The sequence below is a fragment of the Clostridium aminobutyricum genome, from assembly GCF_017255415.1.
GTDB lineage: Bacteria > Bacillota > Clostridia > Peptostreptococcales > Anaerovoracaceae > Aminipila > Aminipila aminobutyrica.
The window spans coordinates 25,011-48,114 of the sequence record NZ_JAFJZZ010000003.1 but is presented as its reverse complement, the minus strand read 5'-3'; the positions used below and the strand labels follow the sequence as shown (position 1 = coordinate 48,114).

Here is a 23,104-nt window from a genome sequence, read left to right as displayed (position 1 = left end):
CAGCTATTAATTACATTGTACTAAAGCCCTTCCATGATTACAATCTATTCCTACTGATTGTATCTAAACTGGCTGAAATCATTACTAAATGATCTATCATCTTTCTCTATACGGATAGTTATGTTTTATACTAGACAAAAAACAAAGATGAAACTTTATCATAGAAAAAGTCTCACCTTTTGTTAACTTTCTGCTTATATTTTTGCAACATTAAAATTATTATTGATTTGATCGATTAAGGACTGAGAATAGCTCATAATTTCCCAAATGCTCATACCGGTCAATCCAAAGTCTTTAATCGCCTGCATTTTAGCGGCATAACTTCGGCTGTCTTCAAACCAAACCACATGTTCCTCGTACTGAATCGGTTGACCTGGAGGCGGCCCTTCTGCTGGAGCGATAGGCTTTTTATAATAGTAATACGGGCTTTGGGCTATATCATCAAACTGTATTTCCACACCGAATTCTCTTGCCCTAGCCACAGCTTCTTCATTTGATATCTTTTCCGCTACGGTCTCGCCTCTTATAAACGGAAGTTTCCAATCATATCCATAATTCGGGATACCCATTAAAATCTTCTCCGGCGGAATCTGACTAACACCGTACGCAAGCACCTGACGCACCTTATCAATAGGGGCTACTGCCATAGGAGGTCCGTATGCATACCCCCACTCATATGTCATCAATAACACAAAGTTAGCGGCGCTCCCCATTCCTGCATAATCATGTCCTTGATACAATAGTCCGACTTGTTCTTCCGAGGTTTTAGGCGCTAAGGCAACGGTCACGATATATCCCAGTGGATTCAGTAAAATTGCAGCACGGGATACTAAATCGGTATACTGGTCCCTATTCTTAGCAGCTACATACTCAAAATCGAAATCGATACCAAATAGTCCTTTGTTTTTAATCGTCTGTAAAATATTATTCAATAAATTATCTACCGCAGCCGGATTTTCAAGTATCTCGCTAACTAATTCATTTGAAAACCGCCCTTCCGCATTCAGCGGCGTAAGTACCATTAAGGCTCCGGTGCCTTGGGCGTTGGCTGCTGAAATCAACTTTTCATCATTCAGTTGTATCAAGTCACCCTCTGGCGTCATTCCATAGCTAAATGTAGATATTAAAGATAAATTAGGCAGCCAAGCTTGTAGCAGCTGGTCGCTGATGCTTGGATACACATAGCCATTTACTAAAATGGATTCTTTCTCCAAAAAAAATCACCCCCTGTACAAAATATGTACATCGGCGCTGATTTATTCCGTTCCATAGAGATTGTTTTACTTGCTTATCTCTTAAAGCAATAGCTTCCCCCACATTGCTGATCATCCGGTCATATTACCATTTTTTATAACTCAAATTTTATTAATTTGTTTGTTGACATACCGCCAAAAACATATTATAATTTCATATAATTAAATAGATTGTTTTCGGTTGGGAAATAGAAATATTTCTTTCAAGAGATTAAGCTTTTGGGGTGGAAAGCTCACTATGTGAGTTTTTTACCCCTTTTTTATTCTATTAAAAAAATCAATATTTATATAAATTGATAAAATATTATTAGTCTGGAGGTAAATGCAAGAAATGTCAACTCAACTAATTTTATCAGCAGTTATATTTATAGTTGCCTATGCTCTGATCATATGGGATAAAATTGATCGAACTATTGTTGCACTTATGGGTGCAACCTTAATGATTTTGTTAAATATTATAAGTCAGCAAAATGCTTTTCATCACATTGACTTAAATACCATTATACTTCTCGTGAGTATGATGATTATCGTTATGATTGTAAAGAGAACCGGAGTATTTGAATACCTGGCAGTCTCAACGGTAAAAATAGCCAAAGGAGAGCCCATTAAGATATTGATTCTTCTCTCTCTCATAACGGGAATCCTCTCCGCGTTTCTTGACAACGTGACCACAATACTTCTCATGCTGCCCGTTATGCTCAGCATTGCGAAAGATCTAAAAATTAATCCTATACCTTTCATTATTTCGTCTGTTTTCGCATCAAATGTCGGCGGAACGGCCACACTGATCGGCGATCCTCCTAATATTATGATCGGCAGTGCCGTGGGGTTAAGCTTTTTAGATTTTTTAGAGAACCTAGGTGTGATAATATTCCTTATGTTAATTCTCACTACAGGAATTTTCGCTTTTGTATATAGAGGATTACTTTCTACTACAGATGAATGTAAAATGAAAGCCATGTCTATAGATGGAAAAAGCTGTATCAAAGATAAGACTTTGCTAAAAAAAAGTTTGTTCATATTGATCATCACGATACTTGGCTTTGTGTTCCACGGAATGCTGCATTATGAATCCGCAACAGTTGCTCTTATCGGAGCAGTGTTACTCCTTTTTATTTCAGGGGAAAATATAGAAGAGATTTTCTGTGAAGTAGAATGGAAGACGATATTTTTCTTTTCAGGCTTGTTCATGATGGTCGGCGGAATCCAGCAAACGGGAGCGATCAAATTGATTGCGGAAGGGGTTCTAAATGTAACCAACGGAGATCTTTTACTTACTACGATTGCAATCTTATGGGTGTCTGCTATTGCATCAGCCTTTATTGACAATATTCCTTTTGTGGCTACCATGATTCCGATGATTCAGAATATGGGAGAGATCTCAGGAATGGACCTAGCTCCAATTTGGTGGGCTTTGGCTCTTGGTGCTTGTCTCGGCGGTAATGGAACCATAATCGGTGCCAGTGCAAACGTAATAGCGATAGGTATTTCCGAACAAAACGGATATAAAATCACCTTTGGACAGTTTTTTAAATTAGCTTTCCCGGTGATGATATTAACCATTGTAATCAGTACGGTATACATTTACTTTGTATATTTAGTATGATTAATATTCAACTCTTTTTAACTCTTTTTTATGGCAAAATACAGGGTTCCTTATAAATTTATATAAGTGCCCTGTATTTTGTTTATTCATAGTTAAAAGGCTCTATGAAGTTTCCAATATGGATTCATATTATCTACTATCACTGTGGCTGTACTTGTTTTAGTCGTTCCACCGCTATACGTTGCGGTAAATGTAAAGGTTAATTGCTCCGGTGTGTCCATCCCCCACTTATTAATCATATCTTCATCCCAAATGGATCCGGTGTAAATGGTTTCTCCACTTGAATTTTTGGTGCCGGTGCTGCTCATGGTTGCGCTATAGGAATAGCCATTTATTTTGGCCGTTACCGTAGTAGGACTCCCGGCTACTGCCGCCTGAAGCATAAATTTCTCTCCGCTCCAAAAGACATTTGTTCCCCGCGTTCTCGGCAAGGATAAGGCCATATACTCTGAATACGTATAGGCTGCATTGATCTCGTTTCCAAACCATGAGAGATTATATTTCTTTCTGTTGATATCCCACTTATCAGTATGATTCACATAGCCGGTAATCTTACCTTCAGATACGACAATAAACTTATACGAACCAATTCCGGCTCCGGTTTGATCTCTTACCGTCGCCACGATTTCATAGGTTCCCGCTTGAGCCTTGTCCGGTAATGCACCGGTATTCGTAACCGGATAGCCTACTGCCTTTGTAGGATCAGTTGTCGTATTCCCTGATGCATCCATCGGATAGATGTTTTTCTTTCGGTGGGTATAGATCAATTTTTTATCTTTATATACTTCCGTCGTGAGATTTAGAATGTCTTTCTCAATATCGTCTATGCCTATATTGATACTAAAATAATTGTTCTCCTTTACGGTAGCTGGGCTTGTACTGATACCTGTGATCCACGGCGCCGATGCACTGCCTTCCACATAGAAGGTCAGATCTGCCGTATTGGATACCTTATCATATCCCGGATAACCTCCGATCACTGATCCCCTTGAAGTGTCATCATACTCCCAGTGATAGACAATATATTTACCATCGACGTAGAATCGATCAATCGGAGCGGTTAAGCTCTTGGTTCCTTTTGATTTTGCCATACTTAGTGCTTGGTCAATGCTTATAGAACCCGGTGTAACTGCCTGCCCGCAAACCGATTTAATATTGCCGTCTTCATCATAAATAATAGCAGCATCCGGATACTCTCCATCGTTATACGGGGTATGGGCGTAAATCCAATATCCGTATTTACTCGGATCATTCTCATAATCAGAATAGTTGATGTTATAGGCGATCAGCTGACCTTTTTTATAGATAAGCGGCGTATCTTCCTCTTTTTCAGCTGGTTCAACTAACTTTATATCTGCGCTACCTGTTCCTTTTAAAGATTTGTTCCATCCATTTAGGGAAAGTCCATTTAAACTGCAAAAATCATCGGATATATAGGTGCCAAGCAGATTGTATGCGGGATATCGGGATTTCAATGCAAAGTTCGAAACCAGCGCATTTAATAAAGCGGTTGAACTTTCACTCGTAAATGAAATTGTACTATTTGGTTCACTTGCGCCTGATTGACACTTTACAATTTTGGCGGTCGTGCTTGTAGGGAAGGTCACGTTATAAAAGTATGAATTTCTATTTTTTAATGAATACTTTGGTACACAACTTGCTGTAGAGCCAAAAGAAATAGCACTTGCTGAGGTTATTCCCATTGTACCTATTGGAAGTTCTATTGCATAAAAATCGGATACATAAGTTACGTTATAAACCTGGTAACCTTGACTGGAATAAGTTGTACTAAAAACTTCTGATGGTTGCAATAGCTTATGATATGCACCGTAATTTATCCAAAGCATTTTATCAGCAGGAGCGGTAATTTTTACATACATTTTTGTGGTTATCTTACCACTATTCGGAGTTCTTCCTGTAAATACAGAGGTTGCATTTCGTCCATCACCGCTTATAGTGACATATCCGGTCATGCCCCCTTCACTCACTTGCATATAGCCCTTATTTATCATGTCGTAAAGGTTTAATGATGTAAAAACTCCTGACTGCAATTCTGTATAAGCTACTTCTTTCCCTGCTTTGAACTTGCCCGTTACTGCTTGTATTCCATCTATATTAGCAGATACGGAAGTTCCGGAAAAACTGTTATCGCTTGTTGATAAATAACCGATTTCAATGTTTTGTATAACACTTTGGTTATCGGTATTCGTTGTCCCTAAGTTTAAGACGTGGCTACCCGCTGGTAAAAGAAGTACATATTTGTCATCCATACTACTATATAATGTTTTTCCATCAATAGATATATTTCTCTCTGCATATCCAGCCATTTTAATTTCTATGTATCCCGCTTTTCCCATTGTGAATGATATGACCGGCCCGCTTGCGCTACCATTTTTTGAGTTCATGCCGCCGCCATATCCTGCATAACCCCAATGGCTTCCATTAAACCAATCACCTGTCTCATACTTTACAAAACCTTTTGTAATATCACTATTGCTTCCATTGGTTAAATCTGCTTTATAAATCGGTTCTTTATAGTAAGTAACCCCTGCACCATAAATTGTGTTAGTATGACTTTCTTTAAATACATCTATTGCAGTTCCTGATACAGTTTGCAAATCATAAGCATACTCGTATTCGGCATTTGGCTCTAAAATAACATTTTTGAATATAGAACCTACATTGGTTACCCCATTTCCGATAATGTTTAATACATATTGCGGAGCCTTTCCTATTTCATCAATTTTATCTGCAAGACTATTTATACCGTTTTCTAGGGTGACCATTAATGCATTTTTTTGTGTTGCTATATCTGCTACTTTAGGCATGTCTCCAAGATCATAATTTACGATATAATTTTCTGCATCTCCAAAGTCTGCCTTTTCAATAATTCCTCTATATGCAGATTGGTCAGACGTGATTGGCACTTTATATCTGTTAAAATAGTAAAAAGAACCGTTTCCATTCCAGCCATTATCATAATAATGACTTATAATCCCGCCATCATAACGGTTTATAGTACCTGTCAGTGGGTCAAGTCCCAATGAACTTATGCTCGAATCTGCTAGTTCATAAGTTTTTGTAGTTAAGTTGTAAACCCAACATTTACCATAATATTCTTCACCTAATAAAGTTATTTTTCCATTCTCATAATAACCTGCATTTGGAATCTTTACTTGTCCTTGCTTACCCGAATTCCAGCTGGTTATGCTTTCGGCAGCTCCCTCATTTATTTTATAGATGCTAAAGACACTATAATATTGCGATGTGCCTTTGTACCCATACGCTATTGTAAAATAATCAGCATTTCCATTCGTATCTTTAACCAAGAAGGTGTTCCAGCCTTTGTCTTCTCCCACGGGTATACTTGAAAAACATTGTTTCTGTGTTTTTGCATCTAAAACCCACGATTGCCCTCCATTTGCACCATAATAATCTGCATATAATCTTCTTGCTATTAATACCTTGCCGTCATTACTCCAATCAATGGGAGTTACCCATGAGGTTCCATCTGTATTTGCCATTTGGTCATTATAGAAATCTAATGTTGGCAAAGCTAATTTATCGGCTGATTCTGTAGACATATCAAACTTTCCGAGATAATATCTCATATCAGCCATTTTTGCTACATATCCAACTTTTCCACCTGTTAAACGCGGGACATATAAGGCTCCAGTTAAAACAGTTGTGTATTTGCCTGTCTTGAAATCTATTTTTTGTATTCCCACGCTGTTAAAAATATATATTCGCTTTTCGTCAGAGCTTAAGAATACTTTTGAATCTGAAGGGATGCTTACATTATCAAATGTTGTTAGTAAAGCTCCTGTTTTAGCAGTAAAAATTAAGGTAAATGCTTTTCCATCCAATTTTGTACCGCTGCATAATAAATATTTTTCTTGATTATCAACATATAACCGATGCTGAGGCGGGTGTTCAGTAAAAGCATAATTCCACTTTTGTTTCCCCGCTTTATCATAAGCTACTATTTTCACGTTATTGGCGGTAGTGCTATTATCGGTTTTAGTAACAGATACAGCTTCCATTACATAGAGATATTCGGACGTAGAAACAGATTGTCCTAAACAACTAGCTCCATCAAGTGTAACAAAAGACTCTCTAGTAAGTGTTCCATTATACGTTTCTGCAACCGGGATAAATGATATGTTTCCGTCAATACCTTTTTGTAATAAATCTGCTTTCATGGCATTAGATTGATTTTTTACATTATCTAGTTTATTTTTAGCCACCATTATAGCAATATTCGCTTTCAGCGTGTTGATCGGTTCAATGCTGACAACAGGAGCGATGTTGATGACCTGCGTACTTGCGGTTGTTTCTGCTTCTAAATAATCAGACGGCGTTATATATTCTTCAAGAGTCGGCTCAATCCAAATGTCTTTTACATGGAGTTTTACGGTTGTTTTTCCTACGCCTATTTTATCAAATCCGATTGTCTGATTAGTTCCAAAGGCTAAATTTTTATATCCGGCGAGTAATGTGGCATTGACAAAACTTGATGCTGGAATTACAGCCAATGCATTATTTTGATCGATTGCAAGCCCTGTCAGCGGATCATGGTTTGCTGCAAGCCAGGTACGTTCCAGCTGATCCCCATCGGATGAGCTTGCATCAGCTGCTTCGATAGCTGCCGTGTTGGTCCCGGCTCCCCGCAGAAAGCTGTCCTGCATGCTGATGGCCGGAATCGGAGGTACATCCGGAGCAACATTAAATTCCTTATACACTTCGTCCGAATCTCCTTTGCTGTCGGTGACTTTTGCATCATAGCTGAATTTTCTAGGTGTAAGGCCTGTATCACTGTACCTTGGCATTTTAGTGAGAAACTCAACGGTGATAGTCGTCCAATACTGCCCGCTTGCATCCATAACGGCGGGTCTGGTTTTGATGCATGCTCCGTTTTCCTGTGGGATATCCTTTGTGAGATCAATGATTTCATTGGTCACTAAATCTTTAATCCGGATACTGTAATCCACAATCGGTTTATCCGGATAGATGGCAACGTTAAGCGTTAATATTTGCTTTCGATTCTGCTTTTGAAAGCCACCTAAAGAATCCATCACATAAGGAGTTTTTCGTACTTCAATATTCTCCGTGTCCGACAATTTTTCGCCCGTCGCAGTTGTGATATCCAGTGTAACGGGATAGGTACCTTTTTTAGGATACGTTACGATAGCAGCGGTTAAACCATCTTTCTTGATGGTGCCTCCGGTCGTCCTGAACTTATTGGTTGCCACTTTTTCTTCATAGGCACGTTTTGCAGAGTAGTGCACTCCATCTACCTCAAAAGTAGACCAGTCGTCGGCATCGGCCGGATGCCCTTCATAGGTGTATTCATCCAAGACTAAATCAGCGACCCCGCTGATCTCTCTTCCGTCGGTTATCTCAATATTTTTTAAATCCGTAGATTCTTGCCCATTTGTAGCGGTTATGGTAAGCCGAAAAGTTTCTGTCCCTATTTCATCAAAGTCTTGCTCTACCGTACCTCCCGTATTTTCTCCCGCATTTCCTGTGCCCTCAAATTCTCCAATGATGTCCCATGAATTCGTTTCTTTGTTTTTATGCTCAATAATCGCATTATCCAACGTTAAAGAACTGTCTACATAAGAATCATCAAAGACGTTGAATTTCTCTCCAGATTTTGCAGAAGTCGGCAAACCTAAATTTGCTTGTAAATCAGCTATTTCAATATATTTCTTATATTCAATGACAGTCGGGCAAAAGATCAAATACAGCCGGTTATCTCCCGCCGTACCGTTAAATCCCTGCTCCAGTGCATTTTCTATGGCGGATTTTATGTTGCTATCTGAAACATTGTTCTTGCCACCAAACAGCTGCCATATCTGTTCGTCCCAGCCTTTTGCGCCATAGTTAACAACATCAAGTTTTTCAGTAGTATTCAACCTGGCCGAATAGGAAAATGAAATTTGCTTACCATTTGTCGAAGGACTACCTTTGGCCGACATGGAGGTTGTTACATAATCTGAATAAAAGTTATTATATGCCATTTGATAATTTCCAGCTTGATTTTTTAAGCTACTCGGAATATTTGTACTGCTGGTGCTGCCATCAAAATCAAAGATGCTGCCCTTACTGCTGCTTAAAGGGTAAGTATCAATTGCCTCTACATCATTGTTAAAGCTCACCGTTGGATTAGGAGTTATAGTCTCCCCATAATTGTATCCTCTGCTTGCCCAATCACTTCCCATATAGGCCAGCTGCACCCCCATATCTAAATGATAATATGTTTTATCCGATAAAACGGTTTTTGCCGCATAGGAGTAATTTGGCGTAATAAAAAACCCTGAGAGAATCAGGGTTGCTATTAAAAGAAAAGATATTCCTTTTCGTATGATTAAGTTGTTTGTCATAATTTATGATTCTCCTTTAATATCCTTTTAAACAATAAAAATGCAAGATCTTTATTGTTTAAAAGGATTTACGACAATTACTGTTCCCCACGTTTTCTTTTCTTGTGAGTAGTGTGACGCCACTACGATATAATCTGCATCCCTTACATTAGTACTTGATATTGAACCGAAATAATTTAAAAAATTAGCATCTTCATCATACATGGGAGTAGTCTGACACCATGTTGTAATTTTTCCATCTTTCACAAGGTATACATATCCTGCAAGTATATGTGTAAATGAGCAATCCCATTCGCCATTTTTCTCTTGATATTCTGTATTCATCTTAAAATCAAATAAGCTTGCATCAGTGTAAAATTCTGCCGTATCCTCAAAGGTTCCAGTGTTTGTCTTTTTAACATCATACACGGTAGCCGGATCAAAGTAATCTTTCGTATTAACCGTTTTATAACTTTTACCAGAATCGTTCACAACAGGCTCTTCTTTTTTCCCTTCCGGCAACACTCTTTTACTCTCATCTACAAGTCTATGAATAACCGTTACGGCCTCGGCTCTTGTCAGTGTTCCGTTAGGCTTAAACGTACCGTCAGCATATCCGGTTAAAATACCTGTAGCATACGCCTTCATTATATCGTAATCGTTCTTTGTCGTAGAATCTACATCACTAATACTTGCCTCCAGCTCGTCGTAATTATTAATCGCGATATCTCCTAAGATGTTCGAGATAATAAGGGCCATATCGGTTCTCGGGATTTGGCTGTTTAACTGACTTTCCTTGATATCTGTCGTTCCAAAATATTTCTGTTCCAGTGCTTCATGATAATAGCTTAACGCCCAATTGCCGGAGCTGCTGTTTCCGATATCTTCATTGGTCGCCGCAATTAGTGCCATTTTGATAAACTGTCCGTATGTGAGGGGGTTGCCCGGTTTGAACGTGCCATCCGGATAACCTGTTAAAATACCTTTCTGGCTCATCGCATTGACAGATGCATACGCCCAATTTGCGGAACTAACATCCGAAAAGGTCTTTCCCTTCGTTTCAGTATTGGCATAAGCCACCGATGCAGCTCCTAACAGGAGCAACATACCTATTACATATAAGAGTTTTTTCATTGGTTCCCTCCTTATAAAAAGCCCTAATCACCTCATCTTTACAATGAAAAGTATGCCTTCCTTCATGAGATATAGTCCTAGAATTTTGATTTTTCTATACCTGCATATTAACCTAATTTTCTTTTTATGTCAATATATGGGTATCATTAACGATTTACCCTGATCCCTATTTAATTTTCAAAGTGCGGCAGTTGTTATTTATTTCCTTTTTATTACATTTTATACATTTTTTATATTTTGTCAATAAAAAAAATCATCCCCTGTACAAAATCTGTACATCGGCGATGATTTCTTCCGTTCCGCATAGATTGTCTTGTTTGCTTATCCCTTAAAGCGATAGCCTACCCCCCACACTGTTTCAATATATTGAACGTTGTTCATGTTTTGTTCAATTTTCTCACGGATTCGGCGAATATGTACCGTCACAGTAGATACATCGCCGATCGCATCCATTCCCCAAATACGGTCGAAAATATAGTCCTTTGAAAATACACGGTTTGGATTCTCAGCCAAAAATAAAAGCAAATCGTATTCTTTAGCTGGCATCATTTTCTCTTCACCTTTGACAAAAACACGTCGGCTGTCCTTATCAATTTCAAGCCCACGAATCTCTAAGATTTTATTGGAATTGGACTTACCTCCGGTCAATCGGTCGTATCGATTAATATGGCTTTTCACCCTAGCCATCAGCTCATTTGGACTGAAAGGCTTCGTCATATAATCGTCTGCTCCGAGTCCGAGTCCGCGGACTTTATCAATATCATCCTTCTTGGCAGATAAAATAATAATCGGCGTCTCTCTCTGTTCGCGGAATTTGCTGCACAATTCAAAGCCGTCTATACCCGGGAGCATGATATCCAGAATAACCAGAGCATAGTCATTATTTAAAGCCAGCTCCAGTCCTTCCTTTCCATCGTATGCAATATCGCACTCATAGCCATTGATCTCTAAATAGTCTCTTTCCAATTCAGCGATGCTTTTATCGTCTTCAATTACTAATATTTTCATTTTACAGTCCCTCTTTTTGATTTAATGATCTCTTATTCTTTTTGACGAAGCGGCAAATAAATATACACTTGTGTTCCTACATTTTCTTCACTCTTAATCCAGATTTTGCCTCGGTGGCTTTCTATAATTTGTTTGGAAATCGCAAGGCCAAGTCCATTCCCCTTTATGTTGCTGCGCGCAGCATCTCCTCGATAAAAACCGTCAAATACCTTGTTGATATCACTCTCTTTGATACCCATACCGGTATCGGAAATCGAGAGCAATACCCCTTTCCCGTCCGTCTCCGTTGATATAGTGACGTTTCCACCGTCCTTATTGTATTTGATGGCGTTCGACAGCAGATTGTCCAATACTCTTTTCAGCTTATCCCTGTCAGCCACCACAGTCAGCGGCATCTCTAACAATTTGACTTCCAAGCAAAAACCGCCGTCTTCAAGGCTTTGTTTATAATCCTCTTCGAGATCCTTCAAATATGCCGTTAAATCCACAAATTCAAACGCATACTGCATCCTTCCCAGTTCCAATTCGGAATATTGGGTCATATTGTCTACCAACCGCTCTAAAATGAGAGCTTTGTTATATATCGTGTCTAAATATTTTTGCATCTTTTCAGGTGAATCCGCCACCCCGTCATTTATTCCTTCCAAATATCCCTTTATAGTGGTAATGGGCGTTCTCATGTCATGGGATAAATTCGCAATCAGCATATTTCGCTCCGTTTCAATTCTCTTTTCCTGCTCCGCATTTCTCTTTAGACGCTGCCGGATTTGGTCAAAGGAAATACATAGGTCGTTTAATTCTTTATCCTCACAAGAAAGGATCTCGAAGCTTAAGTTCCCATCTGCGATCGTTTCCGCAGCCGTACGCAATTGCCGTAAAGGCTCCAAAATCGCCCTAGAAAGGCTGGCACTAAGAATCGTACAAACGAACAGTTCCATACTGCAAATGAGCACCGCCCATATGGCGGCATACATCATCAGCGAGTCCTTAAAGTTAAATTCCCCTTCAAAAATTTGCCCCGATCTTTCAATGAGAATTCTCACCCCATCTCGTTCACTCATGGAAAAAATAAAGAGCAGCAGTAAGGAGACAAAAATCACCAATACTGCTGAAATAATTACCATTAATATATTTGCACGAATAAAACGTCCTTTTAACGATTTCATCTTATACTTCTCTTCTCTCAAACAAATAATATCCGACACAGCCAAAAATCATGCCATACCCAACTAGGATTCCCATTTTGCTGATCATAAATTTAAACGGAAGTGTTGCTCCGATCCATAAATTATGCCATTGTAAATAACCGGTAAATAGCAGCCCGCTTAATAGAGGTACTATAATCCCGATAATATAAAGCGCTATGTATATTATAATACATATAATAATAGAAAGCGATGGGCTACGTGAAAATTGATTCATCATGGCCGCAAATAAAACCAGTACGATCAATGGAATAATATCTAACGTATAGGATAAAAAGCTGTCAATCAGACCTTCGGTAGAATGCGCTGCAACTCCTTTAATAATTGTTGTAAAGATAAACAGCGTAACAATATAGATCGCTGCTAAAATCATAATAGCGGCAATTTTTGAAAAATATTGCTTGCCTCTGCTGACTGGCCTCATAAAAGTCGCCCGTATCGTACCGTCATGCACCTCTCCTGAAAATAAATCACAGGCGGCCATAAAGATGATAAGCGGGATATAAATCTGTATGAAGAAAGATAGCATTGCCATCGGCATATTGGCAAGTATAAGTGAGGATGAAACCACACCGCCCGATGCCTTGCCGATCGCCATGTTAATCACTCCGCAGATGATGCAGATGACAACTTCGATGATCAAAAATACCAAAAATTTCTTTCTGGTTGATAATTTCTTTAATTCATTTTGCATGTTAGCTATAAATAATTTCACGGAAAAAATCCTCCCTAGTTAAGCTTCATTAATCTCGTTATATTAATACCGTTCCCCTTTTATCTTTCACCATAGATAAGAAATAGTCTTCAAGAGACGGGTTTAATTTCAACGCATCCCCCATTGTTTCGAAAGAAAGAAGATCCCCTTCATGCACGACAGCTACTTTGTTGCATGTCTTCTCCAATTCGGGAGCCAAATGACTGGCGATCAAGAAAGAGGTCCCCTTTTCCTCCGCCATCTTCTTTATGATTTCCCTAATTTCAACGGTACCTTCAATATCTAAGCCATTGGTAGGTTCATCTAATACCACCAGTTCCGGTTCAGATAAAATGGCAAGCGCCAGACCTAAGCGCTGTTTCATTCCCAACGAAAAACGCCCTGCCTTTTCTTTTTGATAGCGGCTTATACGGACAACCTCCATTACGTGATCAATTCTGGCAGCATCCACCCCCGGATAATACCTAGCCATCATCTTCAGGTTATCTCTTGCACTTAAATATTCAAAGATAGCCGGTCTTTCAATCAGACCGCCTACTTTCGATAACGTTTTCTCTACATCCTCTTCCACATCACTCTCAAAAATAGTTACATGTCCTGAATCTGCATGGCATAGTCCCATGATTGTTTTCATAATGGTCGTTTTCCCTGATCCATTCGGTCCGAGCAAGCCTACGACATCGCCTCGTTCAATCGAAAAGTTTATATTCCGGACACCCCTGCCATTTTTATAAAGCTTCGTCAATTGTTCTACTTCCAATACCTTTTCCATATATATAAATCCCCTTTTATAGTACGGCACTTCAACCTAGTATGGATTGAAATGCCGATTCTTAGTTATCTAAATGAAGAGCAGGTTTTCGATACATACTTGACTGAATCACCTGCTCTTCTTGTTCTATTAATTCTGCTTCGTTTTTCCTTCCGGATTAAACAGGTCAACACTAGTCTTGTCATAATCATAAATCTTTGAATTTACTTTCATGGTTGCCACATGTTTCTCACCATTTTTATCTTTACCCATTAAGGAAGCTTCCAGATAGTTTTCTGCTAATCTTCCTTTCTCATCTAAGGTTACATTCATCGTTACATCATCCACATAAGGATCATCTCCGAACATGGCCATTGTTTTTGCTTCGTTTGGCGCATATTCAGAATTCATATAGTCTGAATAATTGGTGTAATATTTATAGTCCCCATTTGCTAAAACCAGTACAATTCCCTTATGCCCTTTAGCTTCCAATATGCCAGAATACTTTTTATCAAAAGCGTTATAGATGTCATTTAAAGCTTCCTGTTCTGATTCTGAAAGATTTGAATAATCAAGTGATTTGTAATCATTTCCTGTTTTTTCTTTATAAAAGGCATTGAATGTCTTTTCATAATTCTTATAGGTCACATAGGAGCTAGAATTTGGTGAATTGTTATTGGCAGTGAACATAAGAGATAGACCTGCATTTACGATTTCAGGAATCTGGCTTTTTTCAACATGAATGGAATACTTTCTTACACCATCCTCTTCTGATACCAGTACTACGTTATTCTTTAGATCCCCTACAAAAGCATCTGCCATCAATTCTGCAAACCGTACGGCTTTTTTGGAAGTTGCATCATCCAGCGGAATGATAGTCTTGTTCTTTTCTCCGTCAATCTTGCTTTCATAGTACATATTGGTTTCCGGATAATAAACGTATCTCTTATCCCCGTTTACATAAGAATAATATTCTGATTTCGAAGCTTCACCGCTGAAGTTGTCATTGGTTAAATTATACTGGCTTGTATCTCCGTTATTGCACTTATAAAGGAATTCGGAGGTCGTCATTTCTTCCCCATCCATAATGAAGGTCATATTCGCATCAGCCGTGTAGTTATCGGCATCAAATGCAAGATTTTTTACTGCATTTTTATAATTGGTGTAGCCTCCCGCATTATCATAGTTTGCGTACACTGCGGTAGTCAGAACCAGCATGCCTGCTACCAGGCAGGTCATCGTAATAAAATGTTTTCGGTGTTTTACCATAAATTGTTTCTTCATAATCCCAATACCTTTCTTCTTTTTTATATATCGTTTCATCAATGCGCCGTCATTTCTGACCTACTTTTTGTATCCCCTGCACGCTCTTGATGTTCTTATTGTAATCTGCAGATTTTAACATTATATATCGTAAATATTAACAATTCATTAACAAATAAAGAGAATTTATTAATGGTTTCACATCGTCTATTTGCAGTAGCTGATTTTGTCTAAAATCCCCGAAATATAGGCGATGACAACTCCGTAATTTGTGATCGGCACATGCTGAGTTTGAGCTTGCTCGATTCTGGACAGGACATACTTTCGGTTAAACATGCACGCTCCGCAATGAATAATCAAATCGTAATCCGTCAGCTTATTCGGAAAGTCAATACCGTTCACGATATCAATTTGCAAGCCGTCGCCGATTTTCTTTCGGAGCATATGCGGTATCTTCTCTCTGCCGATATCCTCTTTTAAAGGCTTATGCGTGCAAGCCTCTGCAATCAAGACTTTGGAATTCTCCGTTAAATCAGCAATCGCTTTTACACCTTGGATAAAGGCCTCAATATCTCCTTTGCTGGCGGCCATCAATACCGAAAAGGAAGTCAGCATGCTGCTTTCCGGCTTTAAATCATAGACTGTTTTAAAGACTTGAGAATCGGTTATGATTAATGTAGGCGGCTTGTTTAATACTTGTAAGGTAGCCTCATATTGATCGGTTGTACAGCTCATCACCAGACATTTCTTATCCAGCAGTTCTCTTAACGTTTGCACCTGAGGTAATATTAAACGGCCTTTTGGGGCTTGAATATCCTGAGGCATGACAAGCAAAACCACATCCCCTTGACGGACTAAATCTCCCACTAGGCTGATGGCTTTGTAGTCCTCGGGAAGCTTGTGAATCAAGGCTTCACGAATTTTCTCAATGCCTATTCCCTGCTCTGCACTCACAAGGATCGGTTTTTCTCCGGTCAATTCTTCTATTTCCGTTGAAAGTTTCTGTATGACATCTTCTTTCAATAAATCTACTTTATTAATAATCGGGATGACCGGCGTGGCTGTTCCTTTTAATTTTCGTATCCAAGCCTCTTCAATATCCGGCACTTCGGTAAAGATCATCAAAGCTATATCCGTTTTACGAGAAGCCAGTTCGGTCTTCTCCACTCTGAGTTCCCCCAATTCACCTTCATCATCAAATCCCGCTGTATCAATAAAAACAACCGGCCCGATGCCGCTGATTTCCATGGATTTATAAATCGGGTCGGTCGTGGTTCCCGCAATATCCGATACGACTGCAATCGGTTGATTGGTAAGGGCATTTAACAAGGTTGACTTCCCGCTGTTTCTCTTACCAAAGATTCCGATATGCAATCTTGTTGCTCTTGGCGTATCCTGTAAACTCATGTAAACTCCTTTGTCCCATTAAACAGGTGAGACATTCTTTTTATGCTATTATAATACAATTTCCTTCCACCTGTTTACATTTCTTTTTTACAGAAGCTATATTTCTGGAGAATTCATCAATACTGCCGATAGGATTCTCCTTATTGGTCACTACAGCAATGGATAAAGTCGCTATGGGGAATTTCTCTTCAAAACCGTTTCTGTTTTTCGAAATAATATATTTATTCTTCCAATCCTGTAAACTATACAAACTTTCGATGGAATTCGCAAATTGTGTGATGATTTCATGGCAAAGTCCTTCTACTTCCCAATAATCTGTAATAATTACAAAATCATCTCCGCCGATATGCCCTTCAAATTCGTCCTTATCACAGCAGTTGCTGATGCAATTGGCAACTGTTTTTATCATTAAATCGCCATTGTTGAAACCGTATGCATCATTGTACGCTTTAAAATTATCTAAGTCCAAATAAATAGCGGCAAACGGTTTTTCGGATTGTATGCATTCGGAAACGGTTCGTTCAATCACCGCATTTCCCGGCAATCCCGTTAACGGATTGGCATCTACTGCCCGGGTCACTTGGATGGTTATGGCTGTTTCCAGTAGGTCCTTCACCGTTACGACCCCTAAATATTTTCCGTTTTGTGTAACCACCACCGCATTATATAAGGTATCTATCGGTCTGGCAAGGGCCATCTTGGACACTACTTCGATAGGTGTTGCGTAGTCCAGCATCAGAAATTCTCGGTTCATTAACGAGCTTACCGTTTTTCTGGCATGCAAATCATAACCGAATTTCCCGCCAAAACTCTCCAACATAGCACTTCTTGTTAGGATCCCCAACACATTTTCTTCCTCGTCTACAACGCAAAGCTCCGTGATTTCAGGAGTGTATTTAAACGCTTCATAGATAGAAGCTCCTAACGCTTTCGGAAATACGACTTCTTTTGCCTTACATATCGTTCCGATATTTCCGAAAAAGGAAGGCTTATACGCATATTTGTTGTATTTGGCATAGGTATCCTTTATATTTCTTTTCAATTCAGCATCTATGTCACTCAACTTCTTCGCAGGATGCTGTATATAATAGCCCTGTCCAAATTGTACCTTTAGCTTTATAAGGGTTTTTAATTCTTCCTCTGTCTCGATTCCTTCTCCGATCAGCTGAATTCCTGAACTTTCACAAAAATGCACAAAGCTCTCTACTAGGGATTGCTTCATGGAATCTTTATCAATATTTCTTACGAGAGCCATATCAATTTTTAAAAAGTCAGGTGAAAAAGCACAAATCCGATTCAATCCGGAATAGCCTGATCCCACGTCGTCTATTGCAATTTGATAATCTTGATTTTTATAATGGTTAACCGATTTTTTAAAGGTTTTTACATCTTCAATAGCACTTCTTTCCGTTATTTCGAAAATGATGTCTTCCGGGCTCAATCCGTATTTCTCCAGATGTTTATGCGTTACACCGGCTTTAAAGTCTTCATCATAAATAATATTAGGGTCTACATTGATAAATAATTTCTTTCCGAAAGGTTTATCCGATGCATTTTTTAAGGATTCCTTCCGGCAAAGGTCTTCCAATTCCCATAGCTTGTTCACCTTTTCCGCGACTTTAAAAAGCTCCTCTATTGTCAGCTTACAATCATCACTGTCTATTCGGCTGAGCGCTTCATACCCAAAAATATTTCCGTCTTCCAGCGATATAATGGGTTGATACACCGATTTTATTTTTTTTTGATTTATTATCTTATGGACTTGTTCTTTTATTTTCTCATCAACCATCACGATTAGCATTCCTTCCTCTTACAGGACGTCTTAGATACCGTATCTATTTTACTTTTAAATCATTCTGACCGTATTGCTTCCAAATGTTGGCTTCACTTATCTGTAACATACCATGTTTCTGTAAAATGTACGTTTTGCTGCAGGTTAAATACAAGTTAAGTCCAGCCCTTTCCGCTTACTGGGCACATAAGAAAACAGGTATATAGCTATACCTGTTTTCTCTCTCATTTGAACCCATTATTTTCTATGCTGTTACAACAGCCTTATGTTGTTGATATTTAATTCAAAGCTCAGTCCTAAGAACTTTGCCGCATTTCGGCACATCACCATACGGCTCAGGAATATTTCAAAGTATTCCATTACCACACTGATGGCCGTATCAATCTCCAGTTCCAGTAAAATGCACTTCGACTCCGGATTTACGGTAAGTCTGGAATGATGTACGGCATAGTTTACTCGGTCATGTATGTCTTCTGATAATTTCTCTTCATTCCTATTCTTATAACGAACTCGGCTTCTTCTTACATCCGATTTATCTGCCAATATCAGAGCGGCCGAAATCGGGCTGAATGCAACGCCTGTTCCCTCATCGTGATTGCCGATTGCCCCAATAATCGTAGCGATCTCTTCCGCGTCAACCTGCATTCGGTCAAGAATACGAAAAGCCATGATGGCGCCGCTTTGAGCGTGATCGTTTCGATTGATACAATTTCCTATATCATGCATGTGACCTGCTATTTTAGCAAGTTCAATAGTTCTTTCATCATAACCCAGAACCGTTAATATGTCTGCTGCTCTTTGTGCTACCTTACCCGCATGGGCAAACCCATGTTCAGTGAAGCCGATTGCTCCCAGTAGGTCATTTCCTCTTTTAATATACGTAGAAATTTCAACACTGTTTTTAATATCCTCATACGATATTCGTTTTTTTTCCATTTTATCACCTTCTTTTCTCCGTGTCTTCTTCCCACGGTAACTTCTTTCTTCTTTTTCTTATACTTTCTCATTTTATCATAAAGTAAATGACAAATGTGTTAATAGTATATAAATTTATGGTGAAATATACGTAATGATTCACTAAATTATATAAACTTGGTAAATCTATTGACTTTTTTCTTGAATAACGTAATATACTATATAAATGACATATGTCAGAAATGAGGTGTTTTATGCCAAGGCCGCGTAAATGCAGGAAAGTCTGCTGTATGCCGATCAACGACCAGTTTGGTCCGATTGGTGATTCCATCCAAGTTGATCAAATTATTACGATGTCTGTTGATGAATACGAATCCATCCGATTGATGGATCTGGAAGGCTGCACGCAAGAAGAATGTGCCATCCAGATGGGAATCGCCCGTACCACCGTGCAAGGTATCTATAATGAAGCCCGAAGAAAGCTTGCGGATGCACTGGTGAACGGCAAGCTTCTCACGATATGCGGCGGTGATTTCATGCTGTGCCAAAATATTGATAAAATTTGTGGCTGCAATAAGAATTGTCCGAAGAAAAGGTGAAAAACTAACATAGTTAACATATAGTTGCTTCAGGTCATTATTATAATAGAAGTAAAAACTTACTGATACAAATACAATGAAGGAGAAATCAACATGAGTGAAAACTGTACACACGAATGTGGGAGTTGTGGTTCTTCCGCTTGTTCCGGCAGAACAGAGCCGCAAAGTCTTATCGAAAAAACAAATGAACTAAGTCATGTAAAAAAAGTAATCGGCGTGGTCAGCGGTAAAGGAGGCGTAGGGAAATCCTTAGTAACCTCTCTTCTTGCCGTTTCCATGAACCGTAAAGGCTACAGCACAGCCATTTTGGATGCGGACATCACAGGCCCTTCTATCCCGAAGGCGTTTGGCTTAAACAAGAAGGCAGTCGGAAGTGAACAGGGGATTTTCCCAGTAGAAACAGCGACAGGTATTCGCACGATGTCCGTTAATCTTCTTTTGGAAGATGACACCGATCCCGTTGTTTGGCGAGGGCCGGTTATCGCCGGAACCGTAAAGCAGTTTTGGACAGACGTCATCTGGGGAGATATCGATTATATGTTTGTCGATATGCCGCCCGGCACCGGAGATGTTCCGTTGACTGTATTCCAATCCCTTCCATTGGATGGAATCGTCATCGTGACTTCCCCGCAGGAGTTAGTTTCGATGATTGTGGCTAAAGCGGTTAAAATGGCAAAATTGATGAACATTCCTATTCTGGGGATTGTTGAAAATATGTCTTACTTTCAATGCCCTGATTGCGGTAAGGAATACCCGGTGTTCGGTGTCAGCCACATTGATGACATTGCTGCCGAGCATAGTATTGAAAGTGTCTCCAAGCTGCCGATCAATCCTAAACTGGCCGCAGCAAGCGATAAAGGCATGATTGAGTTATTCGATGGAGATTGGATCGACGGACTCGTACACGTTATTGAGCAGAAAGTGAATTCCGGTGATTCAAACACGGATTCACAAAATCAGGAGGTATAAGAATGAGAGTAGCAGTGCCCTATGAAAATGGAACGGTATTTCAGCATTTCGGACATTCCAAGCAATTTAAAATCTATGAAATTGATAAAGGTCAGGTCACTTCTTCCGAAATAATGGAAGTGGAAGGCGGCGGCCACGGAGCACTAGCCGGATTCCTGCAAAGAAAAGGGGTAAACGTTCTGATTTGCGGAGGGATTGGAGAAGGCGCAAAGACTGCGATTTCTGCAGCCGGAATGAATTTATTTTCCGGCGTTTCCGGAGAAGCCGATACAACGATTCAATCCTATTTAAACGGCACCCTTCAATACAGCACAGAAGCTACCTGTGATCATCACGATCATGGAGAGGATCATGCCTGTGGTGTCCACAAGTGCGGAGGAAAATGTCATTAATACTAAAAGGGGCTGTCTCAAAAGTCTGAATTCTAGATAGCCCGTATCTACGGATACGTTTTCAGAATGAATTTTTTCAGAAATTTATCTCACAACTTTCAGATAGAAAAGTAAACTCGCTGTACGCTCAAACAGTACTTTTCTTCGCACTTCGTGCTCGCTGAAAGATTTGCGCACTAAATTTGAAAAAAATGGTCATGCTTCAAAATGATCCGTCGCTACTGGCTATCTAGAATGATTCAAAACTATTTTTGAGGCAGCCCCTTCTTATTCTTCTAGTGCGGATTATACTCTGTAGAGAAATGCTCTTGTTCTAAATCAACCACTTTGGTTTTCTTTGCAATTTTGAAGAAAGACAGAAAAAACTCACTTCTTTCGAAGTGAGCAATTTCTAGCTTATGTGTATGTGAAATAAATGAGCTGTTTAAATTATGCTCGTGCTAAACCCGCTCCGAGTTCTTTACAGGATTCAATTCCTGCTGCATCGGGTCTTTCATTAATGATTAAATATCCGCAAGGCAATTCTGCACCGGCTGATAAAACATCCTCTTCCCAAAGCCTCATCCATTCTCCGTCTCCCCAACCGTAAGAGCCGAACAAGGCTACAGGCTTTCCTGATAATTTTTCCTTGCATGACAAATACATCGGTTCAAACTCTTCCTCTTCCAGCACTTCTGCACCCATAGAAGGGCAGCCGAAAGCGATCAGGTCAAATTCCTCTGCCAGTTCTTTATTGAAATCCGCCGCTTTAAAGAGCTGAACTTCACATCCGCCATCTTTAGCTCCCTGCACAACGGCATTGGCCATCTCTTCCGTGTTTCCTGTTCCGCTCCAATAAACTACCGCCATTTTCTTCATCTTAATATCCTACCTTTCTTGTCTTAAAAATAATCTTATTTTGCTCCAATACTAAGAAGCCACTGTCAGTTTCACAATATCGGAACCCTGCCCGCAAAGGTGATGATACACTTGCTTGCATTTGTCAAATTTGCGAAATAGATTGATCGCTTTATCTTCATCCTGATATACCTTCCAATACCCACAATGTTTACAATTACTCCCTGCATTTTCAATAAATCCTTTTACATCCTGAAGCGGATAGCTTAGGAAAACTCCAATTTCATGCGGGAATCCTGTTTTTGTTATGTTGCTTGCTATACGTCTTTTTAAAAGCGCTAAAGCAGTTTTTATATCAGTTGAGTTATAGCCTTGATTTTCTAAAAACTCCCTAATCATTGGACATGATAAATCAGAGGATAACTTGTTTTCCCTGTAAACATAAATCAACAGGCTTTTTTCTCTTTCGAAAAGTACTTCTAAATAGATTCCTCTTTTATTTAATAATCCGCTTAGCTGGCGGATGGACTCCTGTGCGTTCTGATAATCTTCAAAATTGTAATTAAATAGGTCCCCTGTTTTAAGACCGGCTAAGGTTGGTGCACAATGTTCAATAACCATTTTTTCAAGCATATTATCTCTCCTATCTAATTCGTCTCCTATTTCAATCTCTTCATCGTGCAAGTTAGCTTTAGCTAACTAATATTGTAAATATATGCCGCAAAGACCTCTCTAAGCGGCTGTTTATTCATGTCGTATTCATTTCACTTTTAAGGTTAGCTAGAGCTAACTTCATTGATATACTACCACCTACATTACATAATGTCAAGTTCCTTTTTTAAAATCTTTCCATCTGTGACGGCAGGCAGTATCTGATCCTGCGTGTTGCAGTC

17 protein-coding genes and 1 other annotated feature are annotated in these 23,104 nt (G+C 39.3%); of the genes, 4 read left to right on the top strand and 13 right to left on the bottom strand.

The features are described from left to right. Positions 1-194: 194 nt before the first annotated feature. Positions 195-1,214: a glycosyl hydrolase family 18 protein gene (locus JYB65_RS08655; RefSeq protein ID WP_206582275.1), complete on the bottom strand. Its 1,020-nt coding sequence runs from the start codon at positions 1,212-1,214 to the stop codon at positions 195-197. Positions 1,215-1,432: 218 nt separating this feature from the next. Next, positions 1,433-1,487: a sequence feature (sodium ion sensor (DUF1646 type); this cis-regulatory element may regulate processes involved in with the transportation of sodium ions), on the top strand. 97 nt (positions 1,488-1,584) lie between these two features. Here JYB65_RS08655 and JYB65_RS08650 point away from each other — a divergent pair. Then, the gene (locus JYB65_RS08650; RefSeq protein ID WP_425331122.1) at positions 1,585-2,859 is read left to right on the top strand and encodes an ArsB/NhaD family transporter; all 1,275 of its coding nucleotides are present in this window, start codon (positions 1,585-1,587) and stop codon (positions 2,857-2,859) included. 92 nt (positions 2,860-2,951) lie between these two features. On the opposite strand, the gene JYB65_RS08645 is transcribed toward JYB65_RS08650, so the two are convergent. The 10 genes from JYB65_RS08645 to JYB65_RS08600 form a co-directional block, all read right to left on the bottom strand. Further along, positions 2,952-9,245, bottom strand: a complete 6,294-nt coding sequence (locus tag JYB65_RS08645) for a hypothetical protein (RefSeq protein WP_206582273.1) — start codon at positions 9,243-9,245, stop codon at positions 2,952-2,954. Between the two features lie 51 nt (positions 9,246-9,296). Next, entirely contained in the window at positions 9,297-10,358 is a 1,062-nt protein-coding gene (locus JYB65_RS08640; RefSeq protein ID WP_206582272.1) for an S-layer homology domain-containing protein, read from the bottom strand. A gap of 321 nt (positions 10,359-10,679) precedes the next feature. Next, complete coding sequence (locus JYB65_RS08635; protein WP_206582271.1) at positions 10,680-11,366, bottom strand: response regulator transcription factor; 687 nt, start codon at positions 11,364-11,366, stop codon at positions 10,680-10,682. Positions 11,367-11,398: 32 nt separating this feature from the next. Further along, positions 11,399-12,532, bottom strand: coding sequence for a sensor histidine kinase (locus JYB65_RS08630; RefSeq protein ID WP_206582270.1), 1,134 nt, complete (start codon positions 12,530-12,532; stop codon positions 11,399-11,401). Position 12,533: 1 nt separating this feature from the next. Then, the gene (locus JYB65_RS08625; RefSeq protein WP_206582269.1) at positions 12,534-13,286 is read right to left on the bottom strand and encodes an ABC transporter permease subunit; all 753 of its coding nucleotides are present in this window, start codon (positions 13,284-13,286) and stop codon (positions 12,534-12,536) included. Positions 13,287-13,323: 37 nt separating this feature from the next. Continuing rightward, on the bottom strand, positions 13,324-14,058 hold the full coding sequence (locus JYB65_RS08620) for an ABC transporter ATP-binding protein (protein WP_206582268.1): 735 nt from the start codon (positions 14,056-14,058) through the stop codon (positions 13,324-13,326). 129 nt (positions 14,059-14,187) lie between these two features. Then, a complete protein-coding gene (locus JYB65_RS08615) occupies positions 14,188-15,321 on the bottom strand; it encodes a hypothetical protein (protein ID WP_206582267.1) in 1,134 nt (377 codons plus the stop codon). A gap of 186 nt (positions 15,322-15,507) precedes the next feature. Beyond that, complete coding sequence (gene hydF / locus JYB65_RS08610; RefSeq protein WP_206582266.1) at positions 15,508-16,707, bottom strand: [FeFe] hydrogenase H-cluster maturation GTPase HydF; 1,200 nt, start codon at positions 16,705-16,707, stop codon at positions 15,508-15,510. A gap of 40 nt (positions 16,708-16,747) precedes the next feature. Further along, on the bottom strand, positions 16,748-18,508 hold the full coding sequence (locus tag JYB65_RS08605) for a GGDEF domain-containing protein (RefSeq protein ID WP_206582265.1): 1,761 nt from the start codon (positions 18,506-18,508) through the stop codon (positions 16,748-16,750). 243 nt (positions 18,509-18,751) lie between these two features. Continuing rightward, the gene (locus JYB65_RS08600) at positions 18,752-19,435 is read right to left on the bottom strand and encodes an HD domain-containing protein (protein ID WP_206582264.1); all 684 of its coding nucleotides are present in this window, start codon (positions 19,433-19,435) and stop codon (positions 18,752-18,754) included. Positions 19,436-19,668: 233 nt separating this feature from the next. Here JYB65_RS08600 and JYB65_RS08595 point away from each other — a divergent pair, with 233 nt between their 5' ends. From JYB65_RS08595 to JYB65_RS08585, 3 genes are all read left to right on the top strand, one after another. Beyond that, entirely contained in the window at positions 19,669-20,013 is a 345-nt protein-coding gene (locus tag JYB65_RS08595) for a DUF134 domain-containing protein (RefSeq protein ID WP_206582263.1), read from the top strand. Between the two features lie 93 nt (positions 20,014-20,106). Then, positions 20,107-20,982 carry an Mrp/NBP35 family ATP-binding protein gene (locus tag JYB65_RS08590; RefSeq protein ID WP_206582262.1) on the top strand — a complete coding sequence of 292 codons (876 nt, stop codon included), beginning with the start codon at positions 20,107-20,109 and terminating at the stop codon, positions 20,980-20,982. 2 nt (positions 20,983-20,984) lie between these two features. Beyond that, positions 20,985-21,374 carry a NifB/NifX family molybdenum-iron cluster-binding protein gene (locus JYB65_RS08585; RefSeq protein ID WP_206582261.1) on the top strand — a complete coding sequence of 130 codons (390 nt, stop codon included), beginning with the start codon at positions 20,985-20,987 and terminating at the stop codon, positions 21,372-21,374. 429 nt (positions 21,375-21,803) lie between these two features. Here the strand turns inward: JYB65_RS08585 and JYB65_RS08580 are convergent, their stop codons facing one another. After that, positions 21,804-22,232, bottom strand: a complete 429-nt coding sequence (locus JYB65_RS08580; RefSeq protein WP_206582260.1) for a flavodoxin — start codon at positions 22,230-22,232, stop codon at positions 21,804-21,806. Between the two features lie 51 nt (positions 22,233-22,283). Further along, positions 22,284-22,844: a DUF3793 family protein gene (locus JYB65_RS08575; protein WP_206582259.1), complete on the bottom strand. Its 561-nt coding sequence runs from the start codon at positions 22,842-22,844 to the stop codon at positions 22,284-22,286. Positions 22,845-23,104 lie beyond the last annotated feature (260 nt).